Source organism: Pontibacter roseus DSM 17521 (genome assembly GCF_000373265.1).
Classification (GTDB): domain Bacteria; phylum Bacteroidota; class Bacteroidia; order Cytophagales; family Hymenobacteraceae; genus Pontibacter; species Pontibacter roseus.
The window spans coordinates 1,242,076-1,259,216 of record NZ_KB890761.1; the positions used below are offsets into that span (position 1 = coordinate 1,242,076).

19 protein-coding genes are annotated in these 17,141 nt (G+C 52.1%); 13 read left to right on the forward strand and 6 right to left on the reverse strand.

Annotated elements, in window-relative coordinates:
- Positions 1–72: 72 nt before the first annotated feature.
- Complete coding sequence (gene tgt, locus B051_RS0105755; RefSeq protein WP_026236213.1) at positions 73–1,203, reverse strand: tRNA guanosine(34) transglycosylase Tgt; 1,131 nt, start codon at positions 1,201–1,203, stop codon at positions 73–75.
- A 276-nt stretch (positions 1,204–1,479) separates the two neighbouring features.
- Here tgt and B051_RS0105760 point away from each other — a divergent pair, with 276 nt between their 5' ends.
- The 4 genes from B051_RS0105760 to rsmG all read left to right on the forward strand — a co-directional run bounded on the left by B051_RS0105760 (position 1,480) and on the right by rsmG (position 4,222).
- On the forward strand, positions 1,480–2,583 hold the full coding sequence (locus tag B051_RS0105760; RefSeq protein ID WP_018477232.1) for a glycosyltransferase: 1,104 nt from the start codon (positions 1,480–1,482) through the stop codon (positions 2,581–2,583).
- Positions 2,574–3,182 carry an RNA polymerase sigma factor gene (locus B051_RS0105765; RefSeq protein ID WP_007659731.1) on the forward strand — a complete coding sequence of 203 codons (609 nt, stop codon included), beginning with the start codon at positions 2,574–2,576 and terminating at the stop codon, positions 3,180–3,182. The genes B051_RS0105760 and B051_RS0105765 overlap by 10 nt, the downstream gene beginning before the upstream one ends.
- A gap of 130 nt (positions 3,183–3,312) precedes the next feature.
- Positions 3,313–3,537 (forward strand): hypothetical protein, encoded by a 225-nt coding sequence (locus B051_RS0105770; RefSeq protein WP_018477233.1) that lies wholly within the window; start codon positions 3,313–3,315, stop codon positions 3,535–3,537.
- 46 nt (positions 3,538–3,583) lie between these two features.
- The gene (rsmG, locus tag B051_RS0105775) at positions 3,584–4,222 is read left to right on the forward strand and encodes a 16S rRNA (guanine(527)-N(7))-methyltransferase RsmG (RefSeq protein WP_026236214.1); all 639 of its coding nucleotides are present in this window, start codon (positions 3,584–3,586) and stop codon (positions 4,220–4,222) included.
- Positions 4,223–4,389: 167 nt separating this feature from the next.
- Here the strand turns inward: rsmG and B051_RS0105780 are convergent, their stop codons facing one another.
- A complete protein-coding gene (locus B051_RS0105780) occupies positions 4,390–5,343 on the reverse strand; it encodes a YheT family hydrolase (RefSeq protein ID WP_018477235.1) in 954 nt (317 codons plus the stop codon).
- A 127-nt stretch (positions 5,344–5,470) separates the two neighbouring features.
- Here B051_RS0105780 and B051_RS0105785 point away from each other — a divergent pair, with 127 nt between their 5' ends.
- The 3 genes from B051_RS0105785 (at position 5,471) to rpsT (ending at position 7,039) form a co-directional block, all read left to right on the forward strand.
- Positions 5,471–5,827, forward strand: a complete 357-nt coding sequence (locus tag B051_RS0105785) for a hypothetical protein (RefSeq protein WP_018477236.1) — start codon at positions 5,471–5,473, stop codon at positions 5,825–5,827.
- Between the two features lie 219 nt (positions 5,828–6,046).
- On the forward strand, positions 6,047–6,511 hold the full coding sequence (locus tag B051_RS0105790) for a hypothetical protein (protein WP_018477237.1): 465 nt from the start codon (positions 6,047–6,049) through the stop codon (positions 6,509–6,511).
- A gap of 267 nt (positions 6,512–6,778) precedes the next feature.
- Positions 6,779–7,039, forward strand: a complete 261-nt coding sequence (rpsT, locus tag B051_RS0105795; RefSeq protein ID WP_018477238.1) for a 30S ribosomal protein S20 — start codon at positions 6,779–6,781, stop codon at positions 7,037–7,039.
- A gap of 206 nt (positions 7,040–7,245) precedes the next feature.
- Here rpsT and pyk read toward each other — a convergent pair whose 3' ends face one another.
- Together pyk and B051_RS0105805 are read right to left on the reverse strand one after the other, a co-directional pair.
- Positions 7,246–8,673: a pyruvate kinase gene (pyk, locus tag B051_RS0105800; protein ID WP_018477239.1), complete on the reverse strand. Its 1,428-nt coding sequence runs from the start codon at positions 8,671–8,673 to the stop codon at positions 7,246–7,248.
- A 3-nt stretch (positions 8,674–8,676) separates the two neighbouring features.
- Complete coding sequence (locus B051_RS0105805; protein WP_018477240.1) at positions 8,677–9,108, reverse strand: IPExxxVDY family protein; 432 nt, start codon at positions 9,106–9,108, stop codon at positions 8,677–8,679.
- Between the two features lie 156 nt (positions 9,109–9,264).
- Here B051_RS0105805 and B051_RS0105810 point away from each other — a divergent pair, with 156 nt between their 5' ends.
- From B051_RS0105810 to lgt, 5 genes are all read left to right on the forward strand, one after another.
- Entirely contained in the window at positions 9,265–9,501 is a 237-nt protein-coding gene (locus tag B051_RS0105810) for an acyl carrier protein (protein ID WP_018477241.1), read from the forward strand.
- Positions 9,502–9,563: 62 nt separating this feature from the next.
- On the forward strand, positions 9,564–10,817 hold the full coding sequence (fabF, locus tag B051_RS0105815) for a beta-ketoacyl-ACP synthase II (RefSeq protein ID WP_026236215.1): 1,254 nt from the start codon (positions 9,564–9,566) through the stop codon (positions 10,815–10,817).
- A gap of 66 nt (positions 10,818–10,883) precedes the next feature.
- Entirely contained in the window at positions 10,884–11,561 is a 678-nt protein-coding gene (rnc, locus tag B051_RS0105820; protein WP_018477243.1) for a ribonuclease III, read from the forward strand.
- A 175-nt stretch (positions 11,562–11,736) separates the two neighbouring features.
- A complete protein-coding gene (gene nadE / locus B051_RS0105825) occupies positions 11,737–13,617 on the forward strand; it encodes an NAD(+) synthase (protein ID WP_026236217.1) in 1,881 nt (626 codons plus the stop codon).
- 157 nt (positions 13,618–13,774) lie between these two features.
- Positions 13,775–14,641, forward strand: coding sequence for a prolipoprotein diacylglyceryl transferase (gene lgt, locus B051_RS20960; RefSeq protein ID WP_018477245.1), 867 nt, complete (start codon positions 13,775–13,777; stop codon positions 14,639–14,641).
- Positions 14,642–14,702: 61 nt separating this feature from the next.
- Here lgt and B051_RS0105835 read toward each other — a convergent pair whose 3' ends face one another.
- A complete protein-coding gene (locus B051_RS0105835; protein ID WP_018477246.1) occupies positions 14,703–15,575 on the reverse strand; it encodes an NHL repeat-containing protein in 873 nt (290 codons plus the stop codon).
- Between the two features lie 114 nt (positions 15,576–15,689).
- On the opposite strand from B051_RS0105835, the gene B051_RS0105840 reads away from it, so the two are divergent.
- Positions 15,690–16,088: a VOC family protein gene (locus B051_RS0105840; RefSeq protein WP_018477247.1), complete on the forward strand. Its 399-nt coding sequence runs from the start codon at positions 15,690–15,692 to the stop codon at positions 16,086–16,088.
- Positions 16,089–16,436: 348 nt separating this feature from the next.
- Here the strand turns inward: B051_RS0105840 and B051_RS0105845 are convergent, their stop codons facing one another.
- On the reverse strand, positions 16,437–17,084 hold the full coding sequence (locus tag B051_RS0105845; RefSeq protein ID WP_018477248.1) for an alpha/beta hydrolase: 648 nt from the start codon (positions 17,082–17,084) through the stop codon (positions 16,437–16,439).
- Positions 17,085–17,141 lie beyond the last annotated feature (57 nt).

A 17,141-nucleotide genomic window follows, 5' to 3' on the forward strand; every position in this document is an offset into this window, starting at 1 on the left:
GTAATAGTCAGATGCAGCTGAATTATTATAAATCTACGTTCAACTTTAAAATCTTAACTTTTAACTGACTCCTTAGAGCCTCGTCATTAGTTTCTTTACCATCAGGTCTTTCCAGTCGCGGAAAGTTCCGTCCAGTATGCGCTGACGGGCCTGCTTGACCAGCCACAGGAAGAAGGTCAGGTTGTGCACACTAGCAATCTGCCCGGCCAGGTACTCGGTGCTGTGGATGAGGTGGCGCAGGTATGCTTTGGTATAAAACGTGCTCACGTAACCGCCTAACTCAGCATCTATAGGGCTGAAGTCTTCGGCCCACTTCTTGTTTTTTATGTTGATGATTCCCTGCGTGGTGAACAGCATGCCGTTGCGGGCGTTGCGGGTTGGTAGTACGCAGTCAAACATGTCTACGCCTAGCGCGATGTTCTCCAGTATGTTGGCCGGCGTGCCTACGCCCATCAGGTAGCGCGGCTTGTCGGCCGGCAGTATGTCGCACACCACCTCCGTCATCTCATACATCATCTCGGCCGGCTCACCAACCGATAGCCCGCCGATGGCGTTGCCTTCGCGGCCGAAGCCGGCGATGGTCTCAGCTGACTGCACACGCAGGTCTTTGTAGGTACTGCCCTGCACAATCGGGAAGAGCGTCTGGTCAAAGCCATACCTGGGCTCAGTGCTGTCGAAGCGGTCCACGCAGCGCTGCAGCCAGCGGTGCGTGCGCTCCATGGAGTTCTTGGCGTAGGTATAGTCGCAAGGGTAGGGAGTGCATTCGTCGAAGGCCATGATGATGTCGGCCCCGATGGTGCGCTGCGTGTCCATCACGTTCTCGGGTGTGAAGTTGAGCGTGGAACCATCTATATGCGACTTGAACTTGACGCCCTCCTCTTTGATTTTGCGGGTTCCGGCCAGCGAGAACACCTGATACCCGCCGCTGTCAGTCAGAATGGGGCGGTCCCAGCCGTTGAACTTGTGCAGGCCGCCTGCCTGCTCCAGCACGTTGAGGCCGGGGCGCAGGTATAGGTGGTAGGTGTTGCCCAGAATAATCTCGGCCTTCACATCATCTTTCAGCTCGCGCTGGTGTACCGCCTTCACGGTACCCGCCGTGCCTACCGGCATGAAAATAGGCGTTTCAATCGCGCCGTGGTCGGTTTGCACCACCCCGGCACGCGCCTTGGACTGTATATCTTTCGCTACTAATGAAAATTGCATAGTGTGTGAATGTCGGCTCTACTTCGCAAGAATGGAGCCAACCCGGTTAGCGGCCTCTTCCGCCGCTTTTTCTTGCTAAATGGTTTTCAAAATAATCTGCAAAGATACAAAGGGTGGCGCCACAAAACATAAACAATTATTAAATCATGGTTCTGTTCAGAAATGGCTTAAGAATACCTATTTTTGACTGTCTGTTGGGCTGTTTCACCCTTTGCTTTGCTGGTGACGACCGCCTACCGGAAAATGAACCATTCAGCCACTACCAATTAAAATAATTTGATTTCATTTATACTCTTGGCAGTGCTGGCTTTGTGTGTGCTGGTACAGCTGTATTACGCCCTTTTTTACTTCCTGCCCCTGAGCAAGTACCAGGACCCGGTAGCTGATGTGCAGCGGCCGGTGTCGGTGGTTGTGGCGGCGCACAATGAGCTGGAGAACCTCATGGAACTGCTGCCCATGCTGTTGGACCAGCAATATCCGGAGTTTGAAATCGTTCTGGTGAATGACCGCTCTGACGACGATACCGAGTTTTATGTGTATGAGCTGGAGCGGCAGTTCAGCAACTTCAGGGTAGTGACCGTCAAGAAGACGCCGGAGTACCTGAACCCGAAGAAATACGCGCTGGCGCTGGGCATCCGCTCGGCCCGGTACGAGCACCTGTTGTTCACCGATGCGGACTGCCGGCCGTGCAGCCCGCACTGGATAGAAAAGATGCAGAGCGGCTATCGTGCAGGTGCTGACCTGGTTATAGGTTACTCGCCTTACCAGAAATTGGACGGGTTTTTAAATCATCTTATCCGGTATGAAACCTTAGTGACAGCAATTCAGTATCTGTCTCATGCAAACAGGGGACACGCGTACATGGGGGTAGGCCGAAACTTATCTTATACCAAGTCGTGTTTCTTTAGGAACAAAGGGTTTGCATCCCATATCAAGACCACTGGCGGCGACGATGACCTATTTGTCCGAGATGCCGTCAACAATAGTACAGCAAGCATTGTTATCAGTAAAGAAGGGCAAACAATCAGCATCCCCAAAAAGACGTTTCGGGAATGGCTGGTACAGAAAAGAAGGCACATGGCTGCCGGCAGGCAGTACGCAACGGCAGATAGAGGAAGGATAGGGGCTTTTATTTCATCGAACATTCTTTTTTACACACTCTGTGTTATTCTTCTTGTACTCCATAGCCATTTGGCTATATTGGCTGCGCTGATTGGCCTACGCTACCTGGTGGTTTTCCCGGTGTATGTGGCTGCCGCACGCAGACTGGAGGAAGAAGTCTCGTTGCCGCTCATGCCGCTGCTCGACATTGCCTATTTTTTTAGTTACCTGCTCCTTGGGGTATCCGTTTTAATGAACAAACGAATCAGATGGAAGTAAACAAACAATTCTCCGCAAAAGCTAAGCACGATTTCAAGCTGATACAGGCAGCCGTCGAAGAGAACGATGAGAAAGCTTATGCCGAGTTGATGAGTATCTATAAGAAGCCGGTATACCACGTGGTATTGAAGATGGTGCGCAACGCAGATGACGCCGAGGACCTGACGATTGAGGCATTTGCCAAGGCGTTCCGCAACCTGCACAAGTTCAACCCGGAATACGCGTTCAGTACCTGGCTGTTCCGTATTGCCACGAACAACTGCATCGACTTCATCCGCAAGAACCGCATCAAGACGATGAGCATCGACTCAGCCATCAAGATTGACAACGGCGACGAAATCACGATAGACTTCAAAGACAAGAACCTGAACCCGCAGGAAGAGGCGATTAAGAACCAGAAAATCGAGATTATGCAGTATGTGGTGGCCAAGCTGCCCGAGAAATACCAGCGCCTCGTGACCCTGCGTTACTTCAACGAGCTCTCCTACGAGGAAATAGCTACCGAGCTGAATGCACCGCTTGGTACTGTGAAAGCCCAGTTGCACCGCGCCCGTGAGTTGCTCTATGACATGGTGAAAAACAAGAAGCACCTGATTTAATGATTGGATAAAAGATATTGATTACGTTGTGAAGCCCCTGTCGCCTTTGTGTGGCCGGGGCTTTACGTTTTGCGCCACTTTACGCAGCAATTTCATATTTTTGCAGGTATAGGAGCAGTACACAGGCACATTGAAGAAAGCTAAATTGGCAGACAGGCTGCTGAACCGCATAGGCAGACTATACCTGCACCGCCGCCACAGGAGTAGGGAACGGGTGGAGCGGGAGCTTCGCACTAAGTATGAGGGCGAGTACCGCAATGCCGGTTTGGTGCTGCTCTTCGACCTCGTGATGGCCTTTGCCGTGGTAGCTGTCGTGTTACTGCTGGCAGGTGTGCTATACCTTGTGACTGTCTAGAAAAAGCCTTCTAACTTCTGATTACTTCAACTTTCTAACTTTGAACATGTCTCATTCCATCGCTATCCGCACGCTATTGTCAGGCTATTTCCCTGAACTCACCGAAGACCAACTGGACAAGTATGAGCGTATGGCGGAGCTGTACCGGGAGTGGAACGAGAAGATAAACGTGGTGTCGCGCAAAGACATGGAGCACCTGGGCGTGCATCACATCCTGCACTCGCTGGGTATAGCCAAAGTTATCCAATTTCCGGAGCATACCCAGGTGCTGGACGTAGGCACCGGTGGCGGACTGCCAGGTCTGCCGCTCGCGGTGATGTTCCCAGAGGTGCGGTTCCATTTAGTAGATTCCATCGGCAAAAAGATACACGTGGTGCAGGAAATAGCCCGTGAGCTGCATCTGCAGAACGTGACGGCTTCTCAGACCCGTGCCGAGCAGGTGCGCGAGAAGTTTGACTTTGTAGTAAGCCGTGCCGTCACCCGACTGGCCAACTTCTACCCGTGGGTGATGAACAGCTTCAAGAAAGACAAGGCACCAGGAAAGGGTATCTATTATCTGAAAGGCGGCGACCTGCAGGAAGAACTGGCCGAATCAGGCCTCATCACCAAGACCTACGATTTGAAAGATTACTTTACGGAGGAGTTCTTTGAAACGAAGAAAGTGGTGGTGGTGCCAATGCCGTAGGGTGAAGGAAGGCTAAATGGCTGCATTGTTAAATTGTTGGGTGGCTGATGAGTGATTGGATATGCAAGAGGTATAGCTCGCACACTGTAGCCGATGTCAGAAGTCAGCAACAGCTATACCCGAACTACAAAAACAACAATTTAACAATCTGGCAATCAACAATCAACTTACTCTCCATCCAGCAGGAAGCGCACGGCGCGGGCTTCTGAGTAATACACGTTGTTCCGCAGGTCCTCGGCGAAGCCCACATGTCCTCCATCTTCCGGGGTCTCCAGGTAAAAGTACGGGTTGTGCTGCGCCTCCTCCAGCGGGAAGCAGGATTCAGAAAGGAAAGGGTCGTTTTTGGCGTTGACCAGCAGCGTGGGGACCTCAATCTGCTTCAGGAACTGCCGGCTGCTGACGCGGTTGTAATAATCATCGGCGCTCGTGAAGCCATGTATAGGAGCCGTGAATTTCTCATCAAACTCAGGGAACGACCAAAACAGACTGTAATCGCTCAAGTCCAGTTCATCGGGGTACATCGCCTTCTTCTGCTCTAGCTTATGGCCAAGCGTCTTGAGGAAGCGCTGCGTATACACGCGCGAAATGCGCATGGCGGAGCCTTTCAAATCGATGGGTACAGAGAACACGGAGGCGCGCTTCACCTCTGAAGGTACCTGTTTAGGGTCCTCACCCAGATACTTGAGGCTGATGTTGCCGCCGGCGCTGAAGCCAACCAGGTATACCGTGTGGTAGTTGCCGTTGTTCAGGGCGTGCCGCACCACAAAATCCAGGTCATCGGAGGCGCCCAGATGGTAGGAGCGGAGCAGCTTGTTGGGCTCTCCGCTGCAGCTGCGGTAGTTCCAGGCCAAAGCATCCACTCCACGCTCATTCAGCACCTTCACCATACCCATGATGTAGGGGCGGTGTGAGTCACCCTCCAAGCCGTGCGAAAGCACAGCCAAGGCCTTAGCACCCACTCGTGACCAATCCACATCGATGAAGTCATCATCCGGCGTGATGAGGCGCTCCCGGTGATAATCTATACCTTCTACTTGCCTGAAAAGACTAGGAATAATGGTCTGTATATGCCCATTGAATAAGTAAAAGGGTGACTTATGTTTTGAAGGCAGAATTGGCATGGTTGAAATAATCGTTACTTGCTTTATAAATATTATACGAATATTTATAAAATTAATACAGCTTTTTATAGGCTATGTACCTAATAGTGTTCTCAGCGTATGCACATAATCAACAATCTGCAAAACTATGAAGTTTATAACAGGGATAAAAAGTTTCAGCCTCACCTGCCTCCTGTGGGTAGCTATGGGGGCCTGTACCACCGACACCCGCCAAGAGGCGAACAGCGATTTTGAAGAGTTCGCTACCTGGGTAGAGCAAAACGCAGAGCGCGCTGAAACAGCCACCGAGGAGGAGTGGAATGAGATGCAGGCCGAGTACAACCGACGGGCCACAGAGATAGAGACAAGTAGCGCTGACTGGGACGACAAAACCAAGGGGGAGTGGGAAGTGCTGAAGGAACGCTGGAGCGAGACTGAGGGAAAGGCAGAGACGCGTTTTCGGGATAATGCCGTCGAGGTTGAGCCGGATAGCACCCTGCCCTAGCACCGGCTGAAAGCTTTGCGCGGAGCATGGGTAAGTAGGTAATCTTCTTAGAAGGTTTGGTGCTTGAACAAATCTCTTACCCTGCTGAGATGTTTATTCACAGGTATAGCAGTGCCGTTTGCCCACTATATTTTATGTTTATATGCTTTGCTTCGAATATTCATATTCTTCAGGATAAATGCAGCGTATAAGCAATTAGTAACCAACTATATATTGAATATGAATATTAAATCGAACTTTAAAATATGGGGTCTGGTGCTTACAGTAGGTGCCTTTACCTTTGCCTGTGATGCTGAGACCCGCACCGAAACAAATAGCGAAGTAGACGAGGCGCAAACTGAGGTGAACGCTGAGCTGAACGAGGCTGATGCTGAGTTGAATGAGGCCGACGCAGAGTTAAACGATGCCGGTGCTGAAGCCAACAGGGAATACAGCGAATTCTCTGCCTGGGTGGATGCGAATTCCACAAGGGCCGAAACGGCTACAGAAGAAGAGTGGAAGGAACTCAAGGCAGAATACAAGCGACGCGAAGCCGAGTTGGACGCTAAAAGCGATACTTGGGACGACGATACCCGCAATGGCTGGGAGCGTGTGAAAGACCGTTGGAACCGCACCGAGAATAAGGTGCAGGAGCGCCTGGGCAGCATTGACGTGGATGTAGACGTAGACCGAAAGAAGAACTAAGGCATCCTTTAGGTACAAGAAAGACCGGGGCCGCAGCAATCTAGCTGCGGCCCCGGTCTTTTTGCGCTTAAACCCAGGCAGTAGAAGTTAAAATATAGGACAGGCGTTTTTGTTGCCGATAATTGTGTTACTTTTGCTTACGCGGGAGGTAAAACTCCAGGCGACTGCTTTTTATAGGCAGCAGACTTTGGAAATTAATTGGAAAGGGTTTACCTTTGCAAACTCATTCAATATACGGAACGAAATATTTAATTAGTATACAATAACATGGCTAATCACAAGTCGGCATTAAAGAGAATCAGATCGAACAACGCGAAACGTCTTCGTAACAGATACCAAGCGAAAACCACTCGTACTTTCATCAAGAGGCTGAAAGGCACTACTGACCAGGCTGAGGCGCAAGAACTGTTCAAGACAGTTTCTTCTATGCTGGACCGTCTGGCCAAGAAAAACATCATCCACAAAAACAAAGCGGCTAACAACAAGTCGAAGCTGGCTAAGCATATCAACAGCCTGGCTGCAGCTTAATTTTTGCTGGAATACCTTTCCGAAGCCTTACACTCTCGTGTAAGGCTTTTTGTGTTTATTCACCGGGGCGTGTTGGATTGCTGCAGGTATAGGTGTCAGGGTTGCCGCCTGCCACAAAATCAACCCGTGATTAACCATGCTCACCTAACAGCAAGGGCCTGCCACGGTAAGTGGCAGGCCCTTGCTGTTTACAATGAAATAGAATGTTAAGCGATACTCAACTTTATCATGTTGGTGCGCTTCTGCTCGTTGATAGGCATACTAGCGGTGTTGATGAACACGTCACCTTTGGTGAGATAGCCCGCCTTCAACAGCATCATCTTGATGTCAGTGATGGTGGCGTCAGTTGACTCAAACTTGTCGTAGTAGAAGCCGCGTACGCCCCAAACTAGGTTGAGCGTGGTGAGCAGCCGCTCGTTCTCGGTGAAGATGAAGATATCCGCCTTGGTGCGGTGCTTGGCCAGTTGGAAGGCAGTATAACCGGACTTGGTCATGCCTATCACGGCACGTGCATTGGTGTCGCGAGCCAGGTAACAGGCGTTGGCCACCAGGCTGTCGTTGTAGAACGTCTCAGAATGTGGGTTCAGGATGTAGTTCTTGTTGAAGATGTCCGCCTGGCGCTCCACCTCACTGATGGTGAGGTTCATAGAGCGGATAGTCTCCACTGGGTACGCGCCCACTGCCGTTTCTGCGCTCAGCATTAATGTATCGGCTCCATCAATCACCGCATTGGCCACGTCGTTTGTCTCCGCGCGCGTAGGCTTAGGGTTCACAATCATACTTTCCATCATCTGCGTAGCGATGATGACAGGCTTGGCGGACTTGTTGCACTTCTCCACAATCATCTTCTGGAGCATGGGTACACGCTCCATACCTGTCTCTACACCCAGGTCGCCACGGGCTACCATGAGGGCATCGGAGGCGCCAATGATGGCATCAATGTTTTTGATGGCCTCCGGCTTCTCAATCTTAGCTATCACGCGGGTGTCTTTGCCGAGCTCCTGTATAATGCGCTTGATTTCGAGGATGTCTTCTACACGGCGTACGAACGACAGGGCTACCCACTCCAGGTCATGGTCCAGGCCAAAGTGGAGGTCGCGCAGGTCCTTCTCGGTCAGTGAGGGAGCAGACACGGAGGAATCAGGAAGGTTGATGCCCTTGCGCGGCTTCACAACACCGCCGTACTTCACGTCAGCTTCCACCACGAGATGATTGTCCGTCGATACCACCTTCAGCTCCAGTTTACCGTCGTCTATTAGGATGGTGTCGCCCACGCTCACGTCTTTAGCGAGTTCAGTATAGTTGGTAGCCAAATGCTCATGGTTGCTCACAGAGCCGTCACAGCGCAGCACCACGCGCTGCCCTTCTTTTATCTCCACACCGCCATTCTCCACTTCGCCTATGCGTATCTTAGGACCCTGCAAGTCCTGCACGATACAAACGTTGGTGTTAAAGCGCCTGTTGATTTCACGTATGTGCTCTATTACTTTGAGGTGCTCTTCGTGCTCACCATGCGAGAAGTTCAGACGGAAGGCATCCACGCCTTCCTGCACGAGGGCCAGAAGGCGCTCATAGGTATTGCTGGCTGGACCAACCGTTGCCAATACTTTGGTCTTATTGAAGATAATCTTCATACATCAGAATAAAAGGTTCTCTTTAAATTTAAGTGTGAGTGGGTCAAATTGTTTCACATACTGAACCAATGAGAGCCGCTGCAGCCTGCCGATGAGGTCCTGCGGGTATAGGAGTTGCTGCAGGGAGCCGGCAATCTGCAGCACGTAGTCGTAATCTTTCAGGTCAGGGAGGAGGTAAGGCTTGGGGAGGGTGGAGGTGCCCAGCGCCTTGTTGCGGAACAGGCGTACCGTGCTGTGTTCATCGTTGTGCTCATAGTTGGAAATGAGCAGCTTCTCCCTACCGGGCATGGTATAGCACAGGTCGCGCTTCCGGATTAGGTTGAGCCCCAAGAGGCGGTTGAGGGACCAGGCGACCTTGTAATCCTTGCACGAAGAGACCACGCCATACAGGGCGAATCCAAAATCATAGTCCGTGTCCAGGTGCAGTGTTTTCATGTGTAGGTATACCGTAATTGCAAAATTAGAAACCTACAGATGGAAAACGAGGTTCTATGCAAAAACTTTTATGACATTATGAATACCGTAATTTTTTTTGACATTGTCTGCCTAATTACATTTCTTTGCACAGTGTTTTAATAAACTATAAGAAAAATGTCAGAAATCGCAGAAAAAGTAAAAGCTATCATCATTGATAAGCTTGGTGTTGAAGAGTCAGAGGTTACTCCGGAGGCGAGCTTCACTAACGACCTTGGCGCCGATTCATTGGATACTGTTGAGCTTATCATGGAGTTCGAGAAAGAATTCAACGTTTCTATTCCAGATGATCAAGCTGAAAATATCGCTACTGTAGGTCAGGCTGTTAGCTACCTGGAAGAGCACGCAAAGTAATACCCCTCCCAATACCTTATTGTATTAAGTGATTTTTACTATCTATCCTCTACTAGCAGCTTATGGAGCTTAAGAGAGTTGTAGTTACAGGGCTAGGCGCACTCACGCCACTTGGAAATACCGTTTCAGAATATTGGACCGGATTGACAAATGGTGTGAGTGGTGCTGCACCTATTACACGCTTTGACGCGAGCAAGTTTAAAACCCAGTTTGCCTGTGAAGTAAAGGGATACGTTCCAGAGAATTACTTTGACCGGAAAGAGGCGCGCAAAATGGACCTGTTCTCTCAGTTCGCCCTGGTGGTGGCTGATGAGGCGGTACAGGATGCGAACCTGGTCGAAGGAAATTATGACCCAGACCGCGTAGGCGTCATCTGGGGTTCTGGTATAGGTGGGTTGCGCACGTTCCAGGAGGAGTGCGTCAACTTCGCCAACGGCGATGGTACCCCGCGATTCAACCCATTCTTCATCCCGAAGATGATTGCGGACATCAGCGCTGGCCACATTTCCATCAAGTACGGTTTCCGAGGCCCTAACTTCGTTACGGTTTCTGCCTGCGCTTCTGCCACCAACGCCATCATTGACTCTTTCAACTACATCCGCCTGGGTATGGCCGATGTGGTGGTGACCGGAGGCTCTGAGGCTGCTGTGACCGAGGCAGGTATCGGAGGCTTTAACGCTTTGAAAGCCCTTTCAGAGCGCAATGATTCACCAGAGTCCGCATCCCGCCCTTTCGACAAAGACCGTGACGGCTTTGTACTCGGAGAAGGCGCTGGTGCCTTGATTCTGGAAGAGTACGAGCATGCCAAGGCGCGTGGCGCCAAAATATACGCCGAAGTGATAGGCGGTGGCATGTCAGCAGACGCATACCACATCACAGCGCCGCACCCGGAAGGGTTAGGAGCACTCAATGTGATGAAAAACGTGCTGCGCGATGCCAATATCCGTCCGGAAGAGGTAGACTACATCAACGTTCACGGTACTTCCACGCCGTTGGGTGATGTGAGCGAGGTGAAGGCTATCCAGACGGTCTTCGGTGACCACGCTTACAACCTGAACATCAGCTCCACGAAGTCTATGACGGGTCACTTGTTGGGTGCCGCCGGCGCTATTGAGGCCATTGCCTCTATCATGGCCGTTCGCAACAACATCGTGCCGCCTACCATAAACCACTTCACTGACGACGAGAGTTTTGACAGCCGTCTCAACTTCACTTTCAACAAGGCGCAGGAGCGCGAGGTGAAGGTAGCACTTAGCAACACATTTGGGTTTGGTGGCCACAACACCTCTGTACTGTTCCGTCAATTTATCGACTAGGTGTTTGGTCCTATAAAACCGGTTCGGCGCTTCTATCACAGCTTATTTACACGAGATAGAGAGTTAGTGCGCGCCGTAGCCGGAATTATTGGCAGCACGCCTGACAACATCCGTCTGTACAAGCTCGCGCTCACGCATACCTCTTTTGCGCGGCAGAACCTGGCCAGCAAGCACGACACGAATGAGCGCCTGGAGTTTTTGGGCGACGCCGTGCTGGGCGCTGTGGTGGCGGAACTGTTATTCAAGAAATTCCCCTACGAAGACGAAGGCTTTATGACGGAGATGCGGTCACGGATTGTGAACCGGGAAAGCCTGAATCATATCGCCATCAAAATCGGACTGAACCTGCTCGTGAAGGTAGACACTACCAGTGGACAGGGTTCCCGTCACAAATCCGTACATGGCAATGCGCTGGAGGCGCTGGTGGGGGCCATCTACCTCGACAAAGGATACAACACCACCCGGCAGTTCATATTGGGCAAACTTATCAAGCCACACGTAGACCTGCACAAACTCGTCAACACCACCTCCAACTTCAAAAGTAAGCTCATTGAGTGGGCGCAGAGCCAGAACGTTGAGATACGCTTTGAGATTGTGAACCGCAAGAACCAAGGCAACACCACGGAGTTCACCTGCGAGATTTATGTAAACGACAAACCCGTGGCACTGGGCGTTGGCCTATCCAAAAAGAAAGCCGACCAGGCGGCGGCCGAAAAGGCGCTGGAAGTGCTGAACATCAGCTAACATCCCTTTCCTATACCTGTTACTACTCTCTAACAGGCGCAGTGCCTTTATTCTTCCATATTCGAATTTCTTATTGGCAAGCCAGGTGTAGTGTTATACCTGACGTTTAGCACGGTTCTTTATTTGAGGGCCAAAGCTTAACTTGCTTCCATGTTGTTGCGTTAGAAAACACGATATGAAAGAAACTAGACTCATGCTGGCAGGGGCAGCCCTGAACCAGACTCCTCTTGACTGGGAATCCAACCTTCAGAATATACGGTCTGCCATCCTGGAGGCCATCACCAAGAACGCGGATATACTGCTGTTGCCGGAGCTCTGCATTACCGGGTATGGCTGCGAAGACATGTTCCTGCACCCCTGGTTCGCCGAAGAGACATTCGGGAAACTGCTGCAGGTAAAGGAGTGGTGCGACAACATCACGGTCTGCCTGGGTGTGCACGTCATCATAGGGCAGGATGTCTACAACACCGCCTGCGTCATCAAGAACAAAGAGATTGTGGGATTCACGGCTAAGCAGTTTCTGGCTCGGGACGGTGTGCATTACGAGCCTCGCTGGTTCACGCCATGGCCTGCCAACGTGGTGGAGGAGTTCGAGATGCTGGGCAAGCGCTACCCGATTGGCGACATCATCTATGAAGAACAGGGCATCAAGTATGCGTTTGAGATATGCGAGGACGCCTGGCGGCCCAACCGGCCGGCGGAACGGCATATGCCCAAGGGCGTGCAGCTCATGCTTAACCCAAGCGCCAGTCACTTTGCCCTGAGCAAAACCGATGTGCGGCACAGGCTGGTGGTGGAGGCCTCCCAAAAATACCAGTGTGCCTACCTGTACGCCAACCTGCTGGGTAACGAGGCTGGCAAGATGATATACGATGGCGAAGTGCTGATTGCCCAGAACGGAAAGCTGATTAAGCGCAACGAGCTGCTCTGCTTCAAGGACGTGGATTTGGAGTGTGCGGAGGTATGCTTCGGGGAGAACCCTACGATAGAGGAGACCATTGAGTACCTGCCTCAGATTGACGAGAACGCGGAGCTGATAGCCGCCCTTAGCCTGGCCTTGTTTGACTACATGCGCAAGAGCCGCAGCCGGGGTTTTGTGCTGTCGCTGAGCGGCGGGGCTGATTCTTCGTGCTGCGCCGTGGCAGTGGCAGAGATGGTGCGCCGGGGTGTGGACAGCCTGGGCGTGACAGGCTTCGTGACCAAATCGCGGATGTTCTCGCTCCAGGAGGCGGAGCACTTTGAGGCGATGCCACAGGAACAGGTGGTGAAGGCACTGGTTGGCCGTATTCTCACCTGCGCCTACCAAGGCACTATCAACTCATCCGATGCCACCTATACCTCTGCCAAGGAACTGGCGGAGTCCATTGGCGCCGTGTTCCACGACTGGACCATTGACGAGGAGGTGGTAGGCTATACCTCAAAAATAGAGAAAGCCATTGCCAGGGAATTGACTTGGGAGAAGGACGATGTCACGTTGCAGAACATTCAGGCGCGGGTGCGCGCCCCTGCCATCTGGATGCTCACCAACATCAAGGGGGCGCTGCTGCTAGCCACGTCTAACCGCAGCGAGGCAGCCGTGGGCTATGCGACCATGGATGGCGACACGGCGGGCAGCATATCTCCGATAGCAGGTATAGACAAGGCCTTCATACGGCAGTTTCTGATTTGGATGCAGGAGGAACTGGGCTACCTGGGGCTGGAGTACGTGAACAACCTACAGCCAACGGCGGAACTGAGACCTTCTTCTGAGTCACAGACGGATGAGAAGGACCTGATGCCCTACGAAATCCTGAACAGGATAGAACGGCTGGCCTTTTATGAACGCCTCTCGCCGCAGCAGGTGCTGGAATTGCTCACACAAGAGAACGTGGCACCGGTCGCCAGCCTGAAAGAATACGTGCACAAGTTCTATACCTTATGGGCACGCAACCAATGGAAACGGGAGCGCTACGCACCAGCCTTCCACCTCGACGACTACAACCTGGACCCGCGCAGCTGGCTGCGCTTCCCCATCTTGAGTGGTGGCTTCCGGGAAGAGCTGGCGCAACTTAAATAACGGAGTCTGAGGCTTGCAAAAGGCGTCTGCCATACCTGTCATGTGCAGGTGTTGCAGACGCCTTTGCGTGTAGAGCAGATTTATACCTGTGGCCGGGCAAGTCTGGTTTTTTACCTTTCTGATTTATCGTAACTTTGGGAGAACCTCACTTTCGTTTATGAGCATTCTGAACTATATCACTTGGGACGTAAGCCCTTCCATCTTCTCGATTGGTGCCTTTGAGGTGCGCTGGTACGGCTTGCTGTTCGCGCTTGCCTTCGTGTTTGGGCAGCGCATCCTCACCAAAATATATGTGGCCGAGGGCCGCACAGAAGGCGATGTGGACGTCATCACACTGTACATGATTATCGGAACGGTGGTAGGCGCGCGCCTGGGCCATACCTTGTTCTACCAGCCGGAGTATTACCTGAGCAACCCCATCGAGATTCTGAAAATTTGGGAAGGTGGTCTGGCCAGCCACGGCGCTACCATCGGTATTCTGCTGGCCTTGTGGCTCTTCAGCCGTAAGCAGAAGTTTGATTACATGTGGGTGCTGGACCGTATTGTGATTGTGGTAGCGCTGGGCGGAGCCTTGATTCGACTGGGCAACCTGATGAACTCTGAGATTTTTGGCCGTCCTACTGATTTGCCGTGGGGCTTCATTTTTGTGCGTCAAAGCGAGTATTCCCATGTGCCTCGCCACCCGACGCAGCTTTACGAATCTCTCAGTGTATTCCTCCTTTTTGTGCTGCTTTACTGGCTCTGGAAGAAATACAAGGAGGCGCTGCCAAGGGGCTTGCTTTTCGGTATTTTCGTGACGGCGCTGTTTAGCTTCCGATTCGTGGTGGAGTTCCTGAAAGAGGTTCAGGTAGAAAAAGAGGAGACCATGGCATTGAACATAGGGCAACAATTGAGCATTCCGCTCATCCTGGTGGGACTGTTCATCTTGTTCAGGGTATGGCAGAACCCAAAGCCCGCCCTGCCTGGCGGCCGGCTAGAAGACCAGCCCGATGGGCGGCAGAAAGCCGATACACGCAAGGTGTAACAGAGAAGGCCGGCATCAATTGCCGGCCTTCTCTGCTTTTGGCGGGATGGTCTGGTGAGCCTTACTTTAAGGTATAGCGGTACATGCCTCCGTCCTCGCTCGTAATCACCAGCGTTTTCTCATCCTTGAACGTTACGGCTTCGGTTTGCCCAGCCCGCTTGATGGGCACTTTCTGATAGTCCCCTTCAAAGAAAGAGGCAGGCGAGTCCACATTCTGGAAAATGTGCAGCATCCCTTCACTGACCAAGGCCACTTGGCTGCCGCTCGGGCTACTGGCTGCTCCTGTCACCGGCACGCCCAGGTCATGCTTGCCTACCAACTTTGCTTTGTACTGACCACCGGTGTCGGGTAGTTCGTATACCTTAGCCGTCTGTTCGCGGCCCCTGTCTTTTGACACCAGGTATAGCTTGCCGCTATGCCAGAAAATCGCCTCCACATCAAAATTCATGTCCTTCTTGGCCGGCGGGTACTCCTTTTGGTCTTCGTAGGTGAAGCGTATGGCCTCTATCTTCTCAGGGTTGTTGATGTCCAGCTTGTACACTGCCAGGCTGCGCCTCTTGTTGTCGTTGTTGCCGGTGTCGGCCACGTAGATGTTACCCGCCTCATCACGGGCCAGGTCCTCCCAGTCTACGTTGGGCAGTTTGAGGGTGATGGTCTGCAGCAGCTTGCCCTGCTCATTGACAAGGTATAGGAGCGGTTTGTTACCTGCGTCGTTGTGGGTGAGGTAGGCGTTTTTGTCGGCCACGTACTCCACTCCTGAGCTTTCGCTGACCTGTGCAGGAAGGCTGGCCATTTTCTGCAACTGGCCCTCAGCAGAAGCCGTCGTCGAAGAATTCTCAGCCGCGGGCTCCGGGTCAGAAGGCTTGCCCAGGAAGTAGAACATGATGACAAGTATAGGTATGAACAAGGCGGCTATTTTCAACATGAGTTTCATAGAGTATGGGGTAACGTGCCGTGGCACCCTCCTATAACGGAAAGCGAAAGCTTCACGGTTGCGTAAAAGGTTGAAATTGCTCAAATGGGTTCTTACCCGGAAAATCCCTAGGCTATGGAAATAAAGAAAATCAAGGAGACCTGCCTCTATGTGACTGACCTGAACCGCTGCAGAGAGTTCTACCAGGGTAAACTGGGGCTGGACGTGATAGGGGAGGTGAAGGGGCGGCACATCTTTTTCAGAGCCGGGGCCTCGGTGCTGCTGTGCTTTGTGCCGGAGGTCTCCAAAAAGGGAGGCTCTCTGCCGCCACACTTCGGTTCAGGGCAGTTGCACCTGGCCTTTGAGGTGGCGCCTACCGCGTACGAGGGCTGGAAAGTGAAAGTGAAGGACAGCGGCATCTCCATTGAGCAGGAGTACGACTGGGGCGGCGGCTTCCTGTCGTTCTACTTTCGCGACCCGGACGAGCACCTGTTGGAGGTGGTGATGGAAGGAATGTGGGAGCGGGGTAAATAAAAAAAGCCCCAGAGTAACTCCGGGGCTTTAACATCATATAGAAAAAACTTACTGCAATCGTCTTGTATTCCTTCGATAAGGCCGTCGTAGCGCTTGAGGAGGTGTCCCCTAGTCTTCAAAGCCCTCGTCGTCTTTTACGCTGATGTTGCATACTGGTATCACTGTTTTGCGACAGCAATGCAGTTGGAAGTCCCTATTGGGTTTCGACTCTCGACAAACCTACATGTAAGTTCTGAATAGTAATATGTAAAAGGAGCTATATAACTGAAATATACCCAGAATTGGGTATTAGTTTACCGGGTAACGGTACGCTTGCTCCGTTCTTGGAGGCAAATTGACTAGGGTATGCTAAGAAAGGTGGCTTAGCTGGGCGAGGAGTTCCGGGTGGATGGTATGGCCTCCTTCAAAGGTATGGACGAGAGGTGTTATGCCGAGTTGTGCCATCAGTTGTAGCTTACGGTCAAGGGCCTCAGAGGTGATGAACTCGTCCTGTGTCCCGTACACCATCTCGACAGGGAGATGGGCGAAGGCAGCCTTGCCAACCTCGAAATCAATGTCCTCGGGGAAAGAAGCGGCCCAAAGGATGAGGCGGTGGCAGGGCACCTGACCGCTAGCCAGCCAGCGGCAAACGGTGGCGCCTCCTTGTGAAAACCCCAGCACATGCACTTTGACCTCGGCAGGCAGCTGTTGTAGCAGTTCTTGTAGCAACAGGTTCAGGAAAGCGGCCTGGTCATCTATTTCAGACAAGCGGTCCTCTTTGGTCATCCAGGTGGCACCCACGCGGCCCGAGAAGCCATCCAGGTAGAAGCGGGACAGGCCTTCAGGAGCCACCACTATGGTTGTACCGTCGTCCAGCACGGAGAAGTGGCGCAGAAAGAAGCGAGCCAGCTGCCCATAGCCATGGCATACCACCCAAAGGTTTTGGATGTGTCCCGAAGGCGTACCTAAGGTATAGTAACGGGCCGTTCGCGGCACCACTAGCTTATGCTCCTGCATCTTTTAAATTGTTGCTTGTTGATAGTTAGCTGTTAAGTGCTCAATCAAAAAAGTCCT

Bases quoted from the DNA above. Each gene is read 5' to 3' on its own strand.
- tgt (WP_026236213.1), bottom strand. From the start codon at position 1,203: ATGCAATTTTCATTAGTAGCGAAAGATATACAGTCCAAGGCGCGTGCC.
- B051_RS0105765 (WP_007659731.1), top strand. From the start codon at position 2,574: ATGGAAGTAAACAAACAATTCTCCGCAAAAGCTAAGCACGATTTCAAG.
- rsmG (WP_026236214.1), top strand. From the start codon at position 3,584: ATGTCTCATTCCATCGCTATCCGCACGCTATTGTCAGGCTATTTCCCT.
- B051_RS0105780 (WP_018477235.1), bottom strand. From the start codon at position 5,343: ATGCCAATTCTGCCTTCAAAACATAAGTCACCCTTTTACTTATTCAAT.
- B051_RS0105785 (WP_018477236.1), top strand. From the start codon at position 5,471: ATGAAGTTTATAACAGGGATAAAAAGTTTCAGCCTCACCTGCCTCCTG.
- B051_RS0105790 (WP_018477237.1), top strand. From the start codon at position 6,047: ATGAATATTAAATCGAACTTTAAAATATGGGGTCTGGTGCTTACAGTA.
- rpsT (WP_018477238.1), top strand. From the start codon at position 6,779: ATGGCTAATCACAAGTCGGCATTAAAGAGAATCAGATCGAACAACGCG.
- pyk (WP_018477239.1), bottom strand. From the start codon at position 8,673: ATGAAGATTATCTTCAATAAGACCAAAGTATTGGCAACGGTTGGTCCA.
- B051_RS0105805 (WP_018477240.1), bottom strand. From the start codon at position 9,108: ATGAAAACACTGCACCTGGACACGGACTATGATTTTGGATTCGCCCTG.
- B051_RS0105810 (WP_018477241.1), top strand. From the start codon at position 9,265: ATGTCAGAAATCGCAGAAAAAGTAAAAGCTATCATCATTGATAAGCTT.
- fabF (WP_026236215.1), top strand. From the start codon at position 9,564: ATGGAGCTTAAGAGAGTTGTAGTTACAGGGCTAGGCGCACTCACGCCA.
- nadE (WP_026236217.1), top strand. From the start codon at position 11,737: ATGAAAGAAACTAGACTCATGCTGGCAGGGGCAGCCCTGAACCAGACT.
- lgt (WP_018477245.1), top strand. From the start codon at position 13,775: ATGAGCATTCTGAACTATATCACTTGGGACGTAAGCCCTTCCATCTTC.
- B051_RS0105835 (WP_018477246.1), bottom strand. From the start codon at position 15,575: ATGAAACTCATGTTGAAAATAGCCGCCTTGTTCATACCTATACTTGTC.
- B051_RS0105840 (WP_018477247.1), top strand. From the start codon at position 15,690: ATGGAAATAAAGAAAATCAAGGAGACCTGCCTCTATGTGACTGACCTG.
- B051_RS0105845 (WP_018477248.1), bottom strand. From the start codon at position 17,084: ATGCAGGAGCATAAGCTAGTGGTGCCGCGAACGGCCCGTTACTATACC.